This is a genomic window from Nocardia sp. JCM 38205 (assembly GCF_058222935.1).
The window spans coordinates 20836-37425 of the sequence record NZ_JBYHFL010000002.1; the positions used below are offsets into that span (position 1 = coordinate 20836).

Annotated in this window: 16 protein-coding genes; 9 read left to right on the forward strand and 7 right to left on the reverse strand. The window is 67.5% G+C overall.

Annotated elements, in window-relative coordinates; all coding sequences use genetic code 11:
• Positions 1-72 precede the first annotated feature (72 nt).
• Both AC4HOU_RS06975 and AC4HOU_RS06980 read right to left on the reverse strand, forming a co-directional pair.
• Positions 73-1983 carry a glycosyltransferase gene (locus AC4HOU_RS06975; RefSeq protein WP_194990183.1) on the reverse strand — a complete coding sequence of 637 codons (1911 nt, stop codon included), beginning with the start codon at positions 1981-1983 and terminating at the stop codon, positions 73-75.
• Between the two features lie 138 nt (positions 1984-2121).
• On the reverse strand, positions 2122-2646 hold the full coding sequence (locus AC4HOU_RS06980; RefSeq protein WP_175585873.1) for a GtrA family protein: 525 nt from the start codon (positions 2644-2646) through the stop codon (positions 2122-2124).
• A 101-nt stretch (positions 2647-2747) separates the two neighbouring features.
• Here AC4HOU_RS06980 and AC4HOU_RS06985 point away from each other — a divergent pair, with 101 nt between their 5' ends.
• Positions 2748-3710, forward strand: a complete 963-nt coding sequence (locus AC4HOU_RS06985; RefSeq protein ID WP_163813532.1) for a glycosyltransferase — start codon at positions 2748-2750, stop codon at positions 3708-3710.
• On the forward strand, positions 3707-5311 hold the full coding sequence (locus AC4HOU_RS06990; protein WP_490724274.1) for a DUF2142 domain-containing protein: 1605 nt from the start codon (positions 3707-3709) through the stop codon (positions 5309-5311). The genes AC4HOU_RS06985 and AC4HOU_RS06990 overlap by 4 nt, the downstream gene beginning before the upstream one ends.
• A 10-nt stretch (positions 5312-5321) precedes the next feature.
• On the opposite strand, the gene rfbB is transcribed toward AC4HOU_RS06990, so the two are convergent.
• On the reverse strand, positions 5322-6332 hold the full coding sequence (gene rfbB, locus AC4HOU_RS06995; protein ID WP_280213282.1) for a dTDP-glucose 4,6-dehydratase: 1011 nt from the start codon (positions 6330-6332) through the stop codon (positions 5322-5324).
• A 303-nt stretch (positions 6333-6635) separates the two neighbouring features.
• Here rfbB and AC4HOU_RS07000 point away from each other — a divergent pair, with 303 nt between their 5' ends.
• Entirely contained in the window at positions 6636-7340 is a 705-nt protein-coding gene (locus AC4HOU_RS07000) for a DUF8020 domain-containing protein (RefSeq protein WP_036531823.1), read from the forward strand.
• Between the two features lie 172 nt (positions 7341-7512).
• Here the strand turns inward: AC4HOU_RS07000 and AC4HOU_RS07005 are convergent, their stop codons facing one another.
• Positions 7513-8499 carry an alpha/beta hydrolase gene (locus AC4HOU_RS07005; RefSeq protein WP_178127826.1) on the reverse strand — a complete coding sequence of 329 codons (987 nt, stop codon included), beginning with the start codon at positions 8497-8499 and terminating at the stop codon, positions 7513-7515.
• A 336-nt stretch (positions 8500-8835) separates the two neighbouring features.
• Here AC4HOU_RS07005 and rfbA point away from each other — a divergent pair, with 336 nt between their 5' ends.
• Positions 8836-9708 (forward strand): glucose-1-phosphate thymidylyltransferase RfbA, encoded by an 873-nt coding sequence (gene rfbA / locus AC4HOU_RS07010; protein ID WP_490724275.1) that lies wholly within the window; start codon positions 8836-8838, stop codon positions 9706-9708.
• A gap of 1 nt (position 9709) precedes the next feature.
• Entirely contained in the window at positions 9710-10264 is a 555-nt protein-coding gene (locus tag AC4HOU_RS07015; RefSeq protein ID WP_163813536.1) for a dTDP-4-dehydrorhamnose 3,5-epimerase family protein, read from the forward strand.
• Positions 10265-10285: 21 nt separating this feature from the next.
• On the opposite strand, the gene AC4HOU_RS07020 is transcribed toward AC4HOU_RS07015, so the two are convergent.
• Together AC4HOU_RS07020 and AC4HOU_RS07025 are read right to left on the reverse strand one after the other, a co-directional pair.
• Positions 10286-11164 (reverse strand): helix-turn-helix domain-containing protein, encoded by an 879-nt coding sequence (locus AC4HOU_RS07020; RefSeq protein ID WP_490724276.1) that lies wholly within the window; start codon positions 11162-11164, stop codon positions 10286-10288.
• Positions 11165-11261: 97 nt separating this feature from the next.
• A complete protein-coding gene (locus tag AC4HOU_RS07025) occupies positions 11262-11822 on the reverse strand; it encodes a DUF4282 domain-containing protein (RefSeq protein WP_490724277.1) in 561 nt (186 codons plus the stop codon).
• Positions 11823-12062: 240 nt separating this feature from the next.
• On the opposite strand from AC4HOU_RS07025, the gene AC4HOU_RS07030 reads away from it, so the two are divergent.
• On the forward strand, positions 12063-12545 hold the full coding sequence (locus AC4HOU_RS07030; RefSeq protein ID WP_163813538.1) for a hypothetical protein: 483 nt from the start codon (positions 12063-12065) through the stop codon (positions 12543-12545).
• Positions 12546-12883: 338 nt separating this feature from the next.
• Positions 12884-13489, forward strand: coding sequence for a pyridoxamine 5'-phosphate oxidase family protein (locus tag AC4HOU_RS07035; protein WP_163813539.1), 606 nt, complete (start codon positions 12884-12886; stop codon positions 13487-13489).
• 89 nt (positions 13490-13578) lie between these two features.
• On the opposite strand, the gene AC4HOU_RS07040 is transcribed toward AC4HOU_RS07035, so the two are convergent.
• Positions 13579-14037 carry a GtrA family protein gene (locus AC4HOU_RS07040; protein WP_163813584.1) on the reverse strand — a complete coding sequence of 153 codons (459 nt, stop codon included), beginning with the start codon at positions 14035-14037 and terminating at the stop codon, positions 13579-13581.
• 143 nt (positions 14038-14180) lie between these two features.
• On the opposite strand from AC4HOU_RS07040, the gene dprE1 reads away from it, so the two are divergent.
• Entirely contained in the window at positions 14181-15659 is a 1479-nt protein-coding gene (gene dprE1 / locus AC4HOU_RS07045; protein ID WP_194992515.1) for a decaprenylphosphoryl-beta-D-ribose oxidase, read from the forward strand.
• Positions 15656-16435 carry a decaprenylphospho-beta-D-erythro-pentofuranosid-2-ulose 2-reductase gene (gene dprE2 / locus AC4HOU_RS07050; protein WP_163813541.1) on the forward strand — a complete coding sequence of 260 codons (780 nt, stop codon included), beginning with the start codon at positions 15656-15658 and terminating at the stop codon, positions 16433-16435. Before dprE1 ends, dprE2 begins: the two co-directional genes overlap by 4 nt.
• Positions 16436-16590 lie beyond the last annotated feature (155 nt).

Below are 16590 nucleotides of genomic sequence, written 5' to 3' on the forward strand. Positions count from 1 at the left end.
CGAACTGTCGCGGCACGCCGAAACTCCATCGGCGACAACCGTTGTCATCCGGCGTCACCGATGGTTCCGCGCTCAGCGCGCCTCGCGACCTCCGTCGATCCCGTACAACCGCTCCCAATTCTCACGGCTGGTGAGCTCCGGCATCGCCGCCCGGTACTGCTGTTGCAGCGCGGGCAGTTCGCGGCGCAGGCGGCGCAGCACCCGGATGGTGCGCAGCAGCAGTTTGCGCGCGGTCGCCTTGTCGCGGCGGCGAACTCGCACACCGGACTGGGAGGCATCGGTGACGACGACGTGGTCGAACAGCGACACGTGCCACCAGTGCGCGTCCTCGCGGGTGACGCCGACGATGCCGTGCTGGGTGCGCCCGGTCCACTGCGTGATCGCGCGCTTGACCAGCACCGCGAGCAGCCGGCTCGGCTCACCACCAGCGCGCCGGACCTGGATCTCGGCGGAGGACACCGGCGGCGTGGCGGCCGGATGCTTGATGGTCTCGGCGAATTCGGCGCGGCTGGTGCGGGCCGCCGCCAGCGCCTCGATGCCGCCGTCGCGCAGCACCTGCGGGCCACGCAGGAAGTCCTCGATACCCTGCAACGTGGTGTGCGCGAGGCCGTACTGCATGGCCACCAAATGCTCGGCCAGGTTGCGGAACAGCTGCCGGGTGATCGCCTTGCCGTCGAGATCGGTGTGCATGGCGCACACGATCAGCGAGTTGCGGGTGCTGAAGTAGCGGGCCCAGTCGTCGAAGTCTTTCCAGTAGAAATCGGCGTGCCAGACCGCGGCATTGGGCAGCGTCACCGTGACGAAGCCGTGCTCGCGGGCGCGAACGCCGTATTCGACGTCGTCCCACTGGAAGAAGATCGGGATCGGCAGCCCGATCTTCTTGACCACCTCGGCCGGGATCAGGCAGGTCCACCAGGCGTTGTAGCCGGCGTCGACGCGGCGTTCCTGGTTCTTCTTCAGCATGCTGGTGTTGCGCAGGGCCTTCGGCACCTTCTGCCCGTGCATCAGCTTGTCCAGATGCACTTCCTCGGCGCCGACGTTGAGGTAGTCGGGGTTGAGCAGGAACAGCATCTGTGCGCCGACCAGCGTCGGTTCCACGGTCAGATTGGCGAAAGCGTTGAGCCGCAACACCGTTTCCGGCTCGCACAGGATGTCGTCGTCCATCAGGATGACGTCGGCGTGCTCATTGGCGCCGGACACCTCGTAGAGCCCGCGGGTGAACCCGCCGGCCCCGCCGAGATTGGGCTGACGAATGTAGCGCAGCTTGTCACCGAAGACGGGCAGCGTCTGCTGGAACAGCGGCCGGTCCTGTACCAGGTCGGTGCCCTGATCGACCACGTAGACCGCATCGATGGCGGCGAGCACGACCGGATCGGAGGCGAGCGCGGCGACGGTGTGCGCGCAATCCTCGGCCCGGTTGAAGGTGCAGATCGCGATGGCGACCGGACGCACCCGCTCCGGTGCGGCGGTGGTCCAGGTGAGTTCGGAGATGCCGAGCTCGGCGCCGACCGCGTCGAACTCCAGCCACAGCGCGCCACCGTCGACGTACTGGTCCAACGGCGCGGACAGGGTCAGCGGACCGCTGGCATCGACGTCGGCGCTGGCGATGATGCGCCGGTGCCCGGCGATATCGGAGGCGACCAGCCGCACCCGCGCCTTGTTCGCCACCTCGAGCATCATCGTCGCCTCGACCGCGGTGACGGTGGTCCAGCGCTGCCAGTAGCTGGCCGCGAACCGCCCGAAATAGGTGTTGGTGTGCGCGAGGGCGCCCTTCTCCAGCCGCAACGCTTGCCGTTCCCGCGTCGAGCGGCCCTTGACCACGGCGTACAGCTCATCGCTTACCTTCGGCGACGGGCCGGTGAAGATCCCTCGCTGCAGCACCAGTCGATCGGGCGCCGGGTGGGAGGCGACACGCAACGCGTCCGGCGCGACGTCCGCGCGATCGTTCGTTTCGGTAACGGCCTGGGTAGCCGACTGGTCCATGAAGTCCTCGAAATTCCTCATTGTGCCGACGGGACAGACATGTCCCTGCATACGGTTCGCGGCGGGAGCGAGGATATCAATCGCACACGCCGTAAGCCCGCCGAGTAGCTACCCGGCCGGCCGGTCGGATAACCCTGCTCATTCGGCGCCGACCCGTTCCGGAGCGGGGGCGCTCTTGCCCACGAAGACGAACTTGTCGTAGGCCCAGTAGCGGAACACCACGGCGACGATCTGGCCGATCAGGGTGCCGGAGATGTTGTCCGAGAGCGCGCTGGAAAGATCCAGCACATAACGGGAAAAGCCCAGGCAGCCCAGCTGCAAGCCGATGGCGATGACGTTGAACACCGCGTACAGCAGGTACTCGCGCCCTGGGTTGTCGGTCTTCTTGTGCGAGAAGGTCCACCACTTGTTGCCGAAGTAGGTGACCACCGTCGCGACCGCGATCGCGATGATCTTCGCGGGCAGCGGTGCGTGATAGAGCACACCCTCCCCACCCCAGAACACCAGCAGGTTGTAGGTGCCCGCGTCGACCAGGAAACCGATGGCACCGACCACCAGGAACGCACTGCCCTGACGCAGCGCGGTGAACACTTTGCCGGTCAACGACGCGGGCGCCGCAGGCGCTGACTGCGGTGCGGGACTCGTCGGCTCACTGGGTGACACTCGGGCGACGGTACCGCAGGCACCTCGCTGGGGCGTTTGCCCGCGCGCACCTGTAATCTCCCGGTGTTCCCATTCACAGCCGACCTCGAGGATTGACCCGGGTGGATCCCACCGAGCTTCGCATTGCCGCCGTGGTCCCTTGCCACAACGAAGAGGCTTCGGTCGCCAAGGTCGTCACCGACCTGCAGGCCGCCGTGCCGGGCATCGTCGTCTACGTCTACGACAACCTGAGCACCGACGCCACGGCCGAACGCGCCCGCGAAGCCGGTGCGATCGTGCGGGCCGAGCACACCAAGGGCAAGGGCAATGTGGTTCGCCGCGCCTTTGCCGACATCGAGGCCGATGTGTACCTGATGATCGACGGCGACGACACCTATGAGGCGTCGGCCGCACCGCTGATGATCAAAACCCTGCTCGACGGCCCCTACGACCATGTGCTCGGCGTGCGCAAGCAGGACGAGGGCGCCTCGGCGTACCGTGCGGGCCACGAGACCGGCAACAAGGTGCTCAACGGCGTGGTCGGCAAGGTGTTCGGCGAGAACGTCGAGGACATGCTGAGCGGGTTCCGGGTGTTCTCCCGCCGTTTCGTCAAGAGCTTCCCCGCCGTCTCCCGCGAGTTCGAGATCGAGACCGAGCTGACGGTGCATTCGCTGCATCTGCGGGTGCCGCAGACCGCGGTCCCGGTGGGTTTCCGTGATCGCCCGGCGGGCAGCGAGAGCAAGCTGCGCACCTACCACGACGGTTTCAAGATCCTGGCGCTCATCATCGGGCTGGCGCGGCACGAGCGGCCGGTCGCCTTCTACGGCCTGTTCGGCACGTTGAGCTGGCTGGTGTCGGTGATCCTGACGATTCCGATCGTCATCGAGTTCTACGATTCGCACACCGTGCCGCGTTTCCCCACGCTGTTCCTGGCCTTCACCCTGCTGCTGCTCGGCAGCCTGGCCTGGACCGCGGGCATGATCCTCGACGGCATCCGCCGGTCGCGGCATGAAACGGCGCGACTGGTCTACCTGCGCTATTCGGCTCCCGGGGAGGACCCGCGTCCCGGCGAGGCCGGGCGTTGACGACCTCGGCCGACCGGAAATCCGCAGCGTCCGAGGATCCGGCCGACCCCGAGACCCCCACCGCTGACACCGGCGACGCGGCGAAGTCCGAAGCCGCGAGCCCGGCCGCGTCGTCGCGCCCCGAGAAGGCTTCGCGGACCTCGAATTCCCTGCGCCGCACCGCCGACACCCTGATCGCCAGGTTCGGCGCCGCGACCCTCGCCTTCACCATCCTGGCAACCCTGTTCGGCGCCGTATTCGCGGTGATCACCCCGCCGTTCTGGGGTCACGACGAGATCACCCAGTTCGGGCGCGCCTATCAGGTGGCGCACGGCGGCTTCCTGCCGCAGGAAATCGATGACGATCGCGGCGTCGCCTACGGCGGCCAAGCGCCCGCGGCCATCGACGCGCTGATGGGCTACGCCTTCCGCGACTACAACGACAACCCGGAAGAGCCGGGCGCGATGGTCGGCGACCCGGGCGGCTACGACCGCGTCGGCGGCGCCGAGGTGACCGCCGAGCACAAGACGATCTGGTTCACCAACACCGCCGCCTACTCGCCGGTGCCTTATGTGCCGGCCGCGATCGGTATCCGGCTGGCCGGGGTGCTCGATCTGGACGCGGGCGGCATGGTGCTGCTGACCCGGCTCGCCGGTCTGCTCGCCTATCTCGTGGTGGTCGGATTCGCGCTGTGGGCGTTGCGCGGCTATCGCGTGCAGTGGCTGGCCTTCAGTGTGGCGTTGCTGCCCATCGCGGTGTTCCAGGCGGGCACCGTCACCGCGGACACGATGACCAACGCGCTGGCCATCATGGTCTCGGCGCTGCTGGTCAAGGCACTGTTCCTCGGTCGGGGGCTGGGCCGGGTGGAGACGACGGCGCTGCTCGCCGCGACGGTGCTGCTGCCGTTGAGCAAGCCCACCTACGTGCTGCTGGCCATGCTGGTGGTCCTGGTTCCGGCGAAGCGCTTCGGTTTCTCGGGCCTGCTGCGCCGGCTGCCGTGGCTGTGCGCGGCCATCGGCGCGGCCGGGTTCGCGGTGTGGATGAAGATCGCCGCGCCGACCGGTGACGGCATGAGCCTGATGCGTCCGCGGCACCAGTGGTACACGGTGAATCCGGGCGAACAGCTCAGCGGCATCCTGCGTGACCCGTTCGGTTTCCTCGGCGTCTTCGGCGAGAGCATCGCCCGCCGCGATCAGGAGTGGTTCACCGAGTTCTTCGGCGAGCTCGGCTTCGGGTACGTGGATGTGCCCGCGATGTCGATCGTGACCTGCCTGCTGGCGTTCGCGGTCGGTCTCGGGATCGCCGAGCGGATGACGACCCCGGATTTCCGGCGCACCCTGATCGTGGCGCTGACGCTGGCGGCCAGCGTCGCGATGATCTACGTGACGCTCTACATGTCGTTCACGCCGGTCGATTTCTACATCATCGATGGCGTGCAGGGCCGCTACTTCGTGCCGCTGGCCATCCTCACCTTCGCGGTGCTGCTGCGCTGGATGCCGTTGCGGCTCACCGGCCCCGGCGGTAAGGCGCCGGGCCGCGCGGCGCCGATCACGATCGTGGCGGCCACCACGATCGCGCTGGCCGCGGCGGCCATCAAGTACTACGTGGTGGTCTGGGGCTGAGCGCGGCAGCTCAGTTCGGGCTGATCGTCGTCTCGCCGGCAGCCGCGTACGCGCGTTCGGTGCTCTCCTTGTGCGGACGCCACCAGTCCTCGTTCGCGCGGTACCAGGCGATCGTGTCGGCGAGGCCGGCCCGGAAATCGGCGTAGCGGGGCCGCCAGCCGAGCTCCTCGCGCAGCAGGCTCGCGTCGATGGCGTAGCGCTGATCGTGCCCGGGCCGGTCGGTGACGTGGTCGAAATCGTCCGGGTCGCGGCCGAACGCCTCGAGGATCAGCCGCACCACGGTCTTGTTATCGAGTTCGCCGTCGGCGCCGATGAGGTAGGTCTGCCCGATGCGGCCGCGTTCGAGCACATCCCAGACCGCGCGGTTGTGGTCGTCGACGTGGATCCAATCCCGGATCTGATGGCCCGCGCCGTACAGCCGCGGCCGCACCCCGTCGATGAGATTGGTGATCTGGCGCGGAATGAACTTCTCCACGTGCTGGTACGGGCCGTAGTTGTTGGAGCAGTTGGACAGGGTGGCGCGGATCCCGAACGAGCGAGTCCAGGCCCGCACCAGCAGATCGCTGGCGGCCTTGGTCGCCGAATAGGGGCTGGACGGGTTATAGGCGGTCTGCTCGGTGAAGGCCGGATCCGCGGCCTCCAGGTCGCCGTACACCTCGTCGGTGGAGACGTGGTGGTAGCGCACGTCGTGCCTGCGCACCGCCTGCAGCAGCGAGTACGTGCCGATGATGTTGGTCTGGACGAACGGCCAGGGCTCGGTGAGCGAATTGTCGTTATGCGATTCGGCGGCGAAGTGGACCACCGCGTCGACACCGCTGACCAGTTCGTCGACCAGATCGAGGTCGGCGATGTCGCCGTGCACGAAGTCGATGCGGTCGGCCACGGGCGCGAGCGAGGCTCTGTTCCCAGCGTAGGTGAGCGCGTCGAGCACGGTTACCGTGACGTCGGGCCGCTCGGTCACGGTCTGCTGGACGAAATTCGCCCCGATGAACCCGGCACCGCCGGTTACCAGCAATCGCACCCCACTTACCTTACGTCGCCGCGAGCGGGCTCCGGGTACCGCGGGCATGGGCGAATTGCGAAGATAGCCGAGACGGATGGATGTGTCCTTGCTCGCTTTGAATTCCGATTCAGCGAAACACCGCCTCCGCGAATCCCCTGGAAACGCCGCCCAGAAGTACACATTTCCAGAACCGCACCGCGCTAAACGCGCCCCCGGTGAACAGAATTTGAACGAACGGACACAGCCGGTTCACCCGTCGTTAGCTGAATTCGATTTCGATCATTTCGTCCCCTCCGAACGCTTTACATCGAGGTTCCAGAAATGCTGATGAGGAAATTCGCCGCGACTTCGGCGCTCGTGATCGCCGCGCTCGGCGTCACGGCCGGCACCGTCAACGCCGCGCCCGCCCCCGAGACCGCCGTCAACTTCACCGCCGAGAGCACCGAGTCGTCGACGATCATCACCACCGATGCCGGCTCGCTGGTCGTCGAGGACAACACCTTCAAGGTGAAGGCGAGCAACGGCACCGTGCTGGCCGGAACCCCGCTGTCGTTCCGCGTCGACGATTTCGAGTTCCCGATCGCCGCCGACATCTCCGGCCGCACCGCCACCCTGACCCCGCAGCTGGACATGGCCAAGGCCGTCTACAAGCCGGTCGCCCTGCCGTTCGAGGACCAGGCCAATTGGAAGTCCCCCTATGACCGGGAGAAGGACGCCTTCAACCGGATGAAGGACACCATCAGCACCGGCGCCACCATCGCCACCCTGGTCGGCGGCATCGGCGGCGCGGCCGTCGGCTGCGTGCTCGGCGGCATCGCGGGCGCCACCGTCGCCTCGGCCACCATCATCGGCCTGTTCGGCCCGTTCATCCCGGCCGCCGCGGTCGGCTGCATCGGCGGCATCCTCGCCGTCGGCGCGCTCGGCACCCTGGCCGGCCAGATCCTGATCACCGCGCCCGTCGCGATCGGCGCCGCGATCCAGTACTTCACCACCATCAACCAGCCGTTCAACCCGCCGGCCAAGTAATTCTCCGACGGTTCCCTACAGCAGGTGACCCCGTCCGGTTCCGACCGGGCGGGGTTTCTGCGGTGATGGCCGAATATTTGCCCGCGAAATTACGGAACGTATTTCGGATCACATTGTTGCGGTATTCCTATCGGGCGGATTCGGCACGTGTGCGGGATTGTTCACCCACGGTTCACGCGGTACGCACGTGCTCGGCCTGTTCGATTCTTGCTCGAATGAATCGTGAGGCGCGTGCCAGGGCCGCCCGGCCCTCGGGCAGATTCGGCGCGATGCTCATGAAATCGTGCACCGTGCCACGCCAGAGCTCGAGCGAGTTCGGCACGCCCGCCGCGGTGAGCCGCCGGGCCATGAGCTCGCTGTCGAAGCGCAGCAGCTCCTGTTCGGCCGCGATCAGCAGGACCGGGGGCAGTCCGGTCAGTGTCGCGTTGACCGGGGACAGCTTCGGATCGAGTACACCGGCGACCTCACCGCCGAGCCGCACCACCGCCGTCAGCGCCGCCAGCGGGATGTAGGCGTCGCGCGCGGTCTTCTCGTACTCGCTCTTCGCGGCGTAATCGAGATCGAGCAGCGGGCTGAGCCCGAGAATCCCGGCCGGTGCGGGCAGACCCACCTGTAGTGCGGCGAGCACGGTGGAGAAGGCCAGCAGACCGCCCGCCGAATCGCCTGCGATGACGATGCGCGCGGGATCGACGCGGTGGCGCAGCAGCCAGCGGTAGGCCTCCAAGCAGTCGGCCAGCGATTCGGTGATCCGGGTCCCGGGCAGCTGCCGGTACTCGACGTTGACCACCGGCAGCCCGGTCCGGCGCGCCAAGCCGGCCACGACAGGCCGGTGGGTGCGCAGCCCACAGATGGCGAAGCCGCCACCGTGGAAATACAGCACCGCACCGTGGCGCAGCGCCCGCGATGCTCCGGCCGGACGCACGATCTCCATCCGGAAACCCTTCATCCTGACCTGTTCGCGGTCGATGCCCGCGGGCTCCGGGCGCAACATCGACAGGCCGTCGATCAGGGCCGCGCCGACGGGCAACGTCATCCGGTTGATCGGGAAGCTGCGCAGCACCGGTCGCACCACACCTCGGAAGGCTGCCTCGAAGACGCGTCCCGGCGCACTCGGACCGCCGGGATTGACCACGATGCCCGGTTCTTTTGTCGCACCCATGGCGCACCTGCCTCCGCTGGGGCGTCGAACCCCGGCCGGACGGCAGCCCGGATGAGCGTCGACGCTGACGTTCACACCGATCACCCGGCGCCAGTTCAGAAGCAAGTATGTTTCACAACTCGCCGCCCCGGCACACCGCGTGACCGCTATCTGTGCAACAACAGTGCCCGAATCCGCTGTTCCCCATACCTGGTACCCGCACTCCGTAACCGTTTCGAACAGCACTCGGAATCTGCTCGATGCCTGGACCGGCCGTCGGCCGCACCCGAACGTCGCGGCCGCAGGCGGTCGAACCGGTCGCCCTCATCCCCCGATGCCCTGGCAGACTGTGCAGACATGCGCGGAATCATCTTGGCCGGCGGCACCGGGACCCGGTTGCACCCGATCACGCGCGGTGTCAGCAAGCAGCTGGTCCCGGTCTACGACAAGCCGATGGTCTACTACCCGCTCTCCACGCTGATGCTGGCCGGGATCCGCGAGATCCTGGTGATCACCACCCCGGAGGACGCGGAATCGTTCCGCCGCCTGCTCGGCGACGGCACCCAGTTCGGCATCGCCATCGACTACGTCGTCCAGCCCGAACCCGACGGCCTGGCCAGGGCCTTCGTCCTCGGCGCCGACCATATCGGCACCGACTGCGCGGCGCTGGTGCTCGGCGACAACATCTTCCACGGGCCGGGCCTCGGCACCAGCCTGAGCCGGTTCGCCGGACTGGACGGCGGCGCGGTCTTCGCCTACCGCGTATCGGACCCCTCGGCCTACGGCGTCGTCGAATTCACCGACGGCCGAGCGGTATCCATCGAGGAGAAGCCGAAGGTCCCGCGCTCGAATTTCGCGATCCCCGGCCTGTACTTCTACGACAACGATGTCGTCGAGATCGCCCGCGGCCTGCGGCCATCGGCACGCGGCGAATACGAGATCACCGATATCAACCGGGCCTATCTGGAAGCGGGCAAGCTGCACGTCGATGTGCTCGCCCGCGGCACCGCGTGGCTGGACACCGGGACCTTCGACTCGCTGCTCGATGCCGCCAACTACGTGCGCACCATCGAGGAACGCCAAGGCCTCAAGATCGGCGTGCCGGAGGAGGTCGCCTGGCGGATGGGCTATATCGACGACGAACAGCTGTGCGCGCTGGCCGATCCGCTGGTCCGCTCCGGGTACGGCAGCTATCTGCTCGATCTGCTCGAGCACGGACAAGGTTGGTGACATGCAGATCACGGAGATGTCGATCCCGGGCGCATGGGTGTTCACCCCGCGGCTGCACAGCGACGAGCGCGGGACGTTCGCCGAGACGTTCAAGGCCTCCGAGTTCGAGAAGGCCACCGGCCGGCGCTTCGATCTGCTCCAGGTCAACACCTCGGTGTCGGCCGCCGGGGTACTGCGCGGCATCCACTACACCGAAAACCCACCCGGTCAGGCCAAATACGTCAGCTGCGTGCGCGGCGCCTTCCTCGATGTGGTGGTGGATCTGCGCGAGGGCTCGCCGACGTTCGGGCGCTGGGACAGCGTCGTACTCGACGATGTGCACCGCCGTTCGGTGTTCCTGTCCGAGGGGCTCGGCCACGCGATCCTGTCGCTGGCCGACGATTCCACCGTAACCTATCTGTGCTCGCTGGAATACTCCCCCGAATTCGACCATGATCTGGACGCTTTCGATCCGCAGCTGGCCATCGACTGGCCGCGCACCGATCGCGACGGCCGTCCGCTGACCTACCTGCGCTCGCCGAAGGACGCCGCCGCGCCCCGCCTGGCCGATCGCTGAGCCCGCCTCGCCCGGCAGGCCTCAGCGGACGTTGGCGCGTGCGTCATCGATCGCGGTGCGCGCGTCCACCGCCACCGCCCGGATACTGTCGAAAGCCGCCCGGTAACGGTCGATTTCGTGCGATTTGTCCAGGTAGACCGGCCCGGTGAAGGCCTCGACGTACACCACCGGCGGTTCCGGCGCACCCGCCCCCGAATCGAGCGCGGGGAATTCCAGCAGCACGAACGGCCCGGACTCGATGCCGCGGTGGTACTCGGCATCCGAGGGCACCACCTGGATGCGCACATTCGGCAGCTCGCACATCAGCCGGAGATGGTCGAGCTGGCCCGCGGTCACCGAACGATCGCCCAGCGGCCGCCACAGCGCGGCCTCGCCGATCAGCACATCCAGCCGCAACGGCGCTTCGTCCCTGGTGAGCAGGGGCTGGCGGGCCATCCGCAACCGCACCCGGCGCTCGATATCGGAATCGGACAGCTCCGGGCGCGCGGCCCGCAGCAGCGCGCGAGCATAGGCCTCGGTTTGCAGCAGGCCGGGAATCAGCTGGTCCTCGTAGGCGTACAGCCGCGCGGCGGCCTCCTCCAACCCGATGTAGACGTCGAATCCCTCACCGATGACGTCGCTGTAACCGGTCCACCATCCGCGCGCCTTGGTCTCCTTGGCCAGCGCGGTGAGCGGTGCGACGGCCTCCGGCGGCGCCCCGTACACCTTGCACATGGCCTCTACATCCAGGCCGCGCAGTGAGGTCTGCCCGGTTTCGATGCGCCAGATCTTGGCTTCCGACCATTCCAATTGCTGCGCCGCGGCGCGTGTGGTCATCCTCGCCCGGTTGCGCAGATCGCGCAGCTGCCTGCCGAGGCGCCGCCTCGGCATGGTCGAGCCGGTGGTCCCCTGTGCTGCCACTGTTCCCCCTTGTTAGACGAACGGCATTGTTCCACAAGGAAACCGGACGGCAATACCAGGGATGTCACAGATAGGACAGGTGTCGCTTGCAGGACAATCACTTACGGGAGCCGCCGCGGCGGAACCGCCAGAACTGCACCGCGCGAACGTCTTCGGAGAGCTGGTTGACCGGCTCGGCCACGTCGGACAACGCCTGGAACAGGTCGTCGGCCAGATCGCTGATGTGCTCGACGCGAGTGGCCAGCCGGGAGGCGTTCACCAGGAACTCCAGCACCAGGCGCACCGAGGCGGCGATGCTCAACCCCAGCGGCACCGCGATCAAGGCGGCGAAGATGCCGAGCAACGCCGAGGCCTGCCACATCAGCACCGTCAGCGCGATCGGGATGCCGAAGGCGAACAGCAGCCCGAGCAGATAGGCCAGCGGCAGCAGCGTGCGGGTGACGGGCCTGCGGAACTGCACATCGAGCAGGCCGCGCACGGCGTCGGCGCACCACTGCCGGAACGCGCGCCTGCTGACGAACGGCTCCGGCTGGGTCTCCTCGTCGGCGGCCGCGCCGGAGAACCGGCGGGCCGCGGTCGAGCGCCAGCTGATCCAGCGCGACTCGGCCTCCAGGTCGTCCGGTTGCGGCGACTCGGTGCGGCCGGACTCATCACTCATGCGGGGAATCCTTCCCGCTCCCGGCCGCGGAAACCAGCCCCGACCTCGTCACATCTGCCCCGGTCATAGCCATGCCACCGGCCGAGGGGCGACCTAGCACCGATCGCTATTACTCGCCGGTAAATGAGACGAATCCGACAGTTGTGAAAAATTCTCGGAATCTCGTAACGCTTCGGGCACCTGCCCTCGATACGAACCATGAATGCAGGACCTGATCTGTAACGGGGAATGGAGAAGACAGTGCGCACGACGTTTCCGACTTCCGTCTCGGCGGACGCCATGTCCGCAGCCGCGCAGGACTACACCCAGCGCGGTTGGACGGTCGCCGAAACGGCCAACGGTCTGTGCCTGATCACCGATGACGACCTGTCCGCCATCGAGGTCAGTGGGGAGCTGGCCGCGGAGGTCCGTCGCTTCCTGCGTGCCAACAACCTGTCCGGACCGGTGATCGAGATCCCCGGTACCGAGCGTCGCGAGATCCACCTCGTCACCGGTGCCCGTAAGGCCGCCATGGCGATCGAGGCCATGCGCGCGGCCGGGGTCACCGTCCACACCGACGGTGCGAGCATCCCGCTGCCGCCGACCCAGCTCTCGGCCGGATCGGCCTGCTGGGGCATCGCCCCCGGCGAGGCCCGCTGGCTGCCGCCGGTGGTCGCGATCAGCGCCGCCGTCCGGGCCGCCGCGGCCCGCAAGCGTGGACAGCTCACCAGCGTCGCCTGCTGAGCCTGCACCGCAGACACGGACCAGACCGTCCGATCGACAACTGCACACGGCAGGCACCGACCCCGTCGTTCCCCGACGGGGTCTTTGCCGTGCCGCGAAAACCCTTGTGCGCGGTCAGGTTCGCCGCGCGGTAACCCGATGCCGATAATCGAACGAACCAGTCTGTTTTGTCAGTGCCCGGAAAACCTTGGGCGAGATCGGGATTCGTCGGCCCGGCTGGACGCATTCCGCTCCGCAACCTAGTGTTTGCCGGATAAAATTGACCAGCTTTCGTTTTAAGTCGCTGGTTCGACGACGAGCCTCGACGGTCTCGAATCCGGCTATCTCAGGGGGCGCGCATGCGCGGCAGCGACGGCGAGCACGAACTACAGGAACGTCACGGCACCCAGGACCGGGCCCGGCGCTTCTATGACGACCAGGTCCGCGATCGGCTCAACGAGCAGATGATCGAATTCGTCGGCCGGATGGATATGGCGTTCATCGCCACCGCCGACGCCCGCGGCGAATGCGATGCCAGCTTCCGGGCGGGCGAACCGGGCTTCCTGCACGTCATCGACGCGCAGACGATCGCCTACCCGGAATATCGGGGCAACGGTGTACTGGCCAGCCTCGGCAATATCCACACCAACCCGCACATCGGGATCCTGCTGATCGATTTCCTGCGCGATCTGATCGGCCTGCACATCAACGGCTCGGCCCGCATCGTCGACGATGTCGCGCTGCGCACCTGGGTGCCCGGCCTGCCGCCGAGCCGGCGCGGGCGCGAGGCCCAGCTGTGGGTGGTGGTCGATGTGGAAGAGGCCTACATCCACTGCCGCAAACACATCCCGCATCTGGTGCCCGCCAGCCGTGAACAGCGCGAATGGGGTACCGACAGTGTGCGCGCCAAGGGCGGCGACTATTTCGGAGTCAAGGCGGAGACGGGCGCGCTGGTCGAGAGCTGAGCGGAGTGGGCGGCGCGCGCGGCCCGGCGGCAGCCTGCCCGCGCCGGCGGACGCCGTCAGTCCGCCGGGCCGTGCCGAGCCGGTCCGCCCTAGTCGATCTTGAAGATGACCATCCGCTGCACCACGAAATTGATCACGGTGGCGGTGCCCTGCGCGACCACGAACGCCAGCGGCAACCGCCACCAGGTGTCGTCCAGTGCCTGGTACATCACCCAGTTGAGACCGACCTGCACCGCGAAGGTCAGCGCGTAGAGCGCCACCACCGCGAGGAAACGGACGCGGCTCGGCGGTGCTTGGAAGGTCCAGCGGCGATTGATCAGGTAAGCGGTCGTGGTGCCCGCGATGAAGCCGATGGCCTTGGCGAGATTGACCTGGAGTCCCAGCGCGTACAGCAGGGAGTACAGGCCGAAATCGACGATCGCCGACAACCCGCCGGTCAGACCGAACCGGATCACCTGCGTCTTCAGGTCGACGTCCGTGCCGCCCGGCTCGTCGACCAGCGGAAGTTCGACCGGAAGCGGCAGATGGGGTTCGGCACTCACGCGCACGAGAGTAATGGACACCGCCGCGGCCCACCGCGCATCCACCGGGCCCGGACCGCGTCCACCGCGCCGGGGCCGCGCGCGTGGCCGACGCCATACCGGCGGGTACGGCGACCCCGGCCGCCCGCTCGGCGATACCTGTAGCCTCTATGCCGATGTCCACGAAAGCTACGACCCCCACCACGACGACCGGTGATGACAGCGTTCCCGCCGCCACCAACGGCGCGGGCCGCGCGTTCGATCTACCGACGCGCACCCGGACGCTCACCGGGTGGGGTCGCACCGCACCTACATCCGCCGAAGTGCTCTCGACCAGCGATCCGGAGCTGATCGCCAAGGCCGTGGCCATGGTCGCCGAGGACAACGACGGCAAGCCCGCCCACCTGCGCCGCGGCATCATCGCGCGCGGGCTCGGCCGCTCCTACGGCGATCACGCGCAGAACGGCGGCGGCCTCGTCGTCGACATGACCGCGCTCAACCGCATCCACCGCATCGACGGCGACACCCACCTGGTCGACGTCGACGGTGGCGTGAGCCTGGACCAGCTGATGAAGGCGGCGCTGCCGTTCGGCCTGTGGGTTCCGGTGCTGCCCGGCACCAGGCAGGTCACCATCGGCGGCGCCATCGCCTCCGATATCCACGGGAAGAACCATCACTCCGAAGGCAGCTTCGGCAACCACGTCCGCTCCATCGACCTGCTCACCGCCGACGGCCAGGTGCAGACCATCTCGCCGAAGAAGAACGCGAAACTGTTCTGGGCGACGGTCGGCGGCAACGGGCTGACCGGCATCATCCTGCGCGCGACGATCGAGATGATCCCGACCGAGACCGCGTACTTCCTCAACGACGGCGTCAAGACCAGGACGCTGGACGAGACCATCGCGGTGCACAGCGATGGGAGCGAGGCGAACTACACGTACTCGAGTGCGTGGTTCGACGTGATGAACCCGCTGCCGAAGCTCGGCCGAGCCTGCCTGACCCGCGGCCGCCTGGCGAAGGTGGACGAACTGCCCAAGAAACTGCGCAAGAACCCGCTGAAGTTCGACGCACCGCAGCTGCTCACCGTGCCCAACATCTTCCCGAGCTGGACGGCCAACAAGCTGACCCTCGGCGCTGTCGGCGAGGCGTACTACGCCATGGGCGGCACCTACACCGGCAAGGTGCAGAACCTGACCCAGTTCTATCACCCGCTCGACATGGTGGCGGAGTGGAATCGGGCCTACGGTCCGGCCGGCTTCCTCCAGTACCAGTTCGTGGTGCCGACCGAAGCGGTCGAGGAGTTCAAGCGGATCATCATCGATATCCAGGCGTCCGGGCACATCTCGGCGCTGAACGTCTTCAAGCTGTTCGGCCCCGGCAACCAGGCTCCGCTGAGCTTCCCGATGCCCGGCTGGAACATCTGCGTCGACTTCCCGATCCGGCCCGGCTTGAACGAGCTGGTCACCGAACTCGACAAGCGCGTCCTGGAATTCGGCGGCCGGCTCTACACCGCGAAGGATTCGCGCACCACCGCCGAAACCTTCCACCGGATGTACCCGCGCATCGACGAGTGGATCGCGATCCGCCGAAGTGTCGACCCCACAGGCGTTTTCATGTCCGATATGGCCAGGAGGCTGGAGCTCCAGTGATCAACGCAGTAGGTAACCCGCAGACCATCCTGCTGCTCGGCGGAACGTCGGAGATCGGGCTGGCGATCTGTGCCGAGTATCTGAAGAAGGGCGCCGCCCGGATCATCCTGGCCACGTTGCCGAATGATCCGCTGCGCGATACCGCGGTGGCGCAGATGAAGGCGTCCGGGGCCGAGCAGGTCGACGTCGTCGATTTCGACGCGCTCGACACCGACAGCCACCCCAAGGTGATCGATCAGGCCTGGGACGGCGGCGATGTGGATGTCGCCATCGTCGCCTTCGGTGTTCTCGGCGATGCCGAGGAGCTGTGGCAGAACCAGCGCAAGGCGGTGCAGACCGTCGGCATCAACTACACCGCTGCGGTGTCGGTCGGCGTGCTGGTGGGCGAGAAGATGAAGGCGCAGGGCTACGGCCGCATCATCGCCATGTCCTCGGTCGCCGGTGAGCGGGTGCGCCGCTCCAACTTCGTCTACGGCTCCACCAAGGCCGGCCTCGACGGCTTCTACCTCGGCCTCGGTGAGGCGCTGCGGCCCTACGGCCCGCGTGTGCTCGTCATCCGGCCTGGCCAGGTGCGCACCACCACCACGCTGGAGCATTGGAAGGCGACCGGGGCCAAGGAAGCGCCGTTCACCGTCGACAAGGAAGAGGTGGCCGCGCTCGCGGTCGAGGCCTCGCAAAAGGGCAAGGAGCTGATCTGGGCTCCCGGACAGGTGCGCTACCTGATGTCGGTGCTGCGCCACATTCCGCGCCCGATCTTCCGCAAACTCCCGATGTGAGCAGGTGATCGACGGCGGCCGCGGTGCCCTGCGGGGTACGACCAGCGGCTTACCCGCGCGGCCGCCGTCGACTGAAACTTCGAGTCGGCCGGGCTGGGACGTCGAGGGCGCGGAGGCAGCCCACCGGACTCCGGCAGTCGAATGCGCGTGATGGC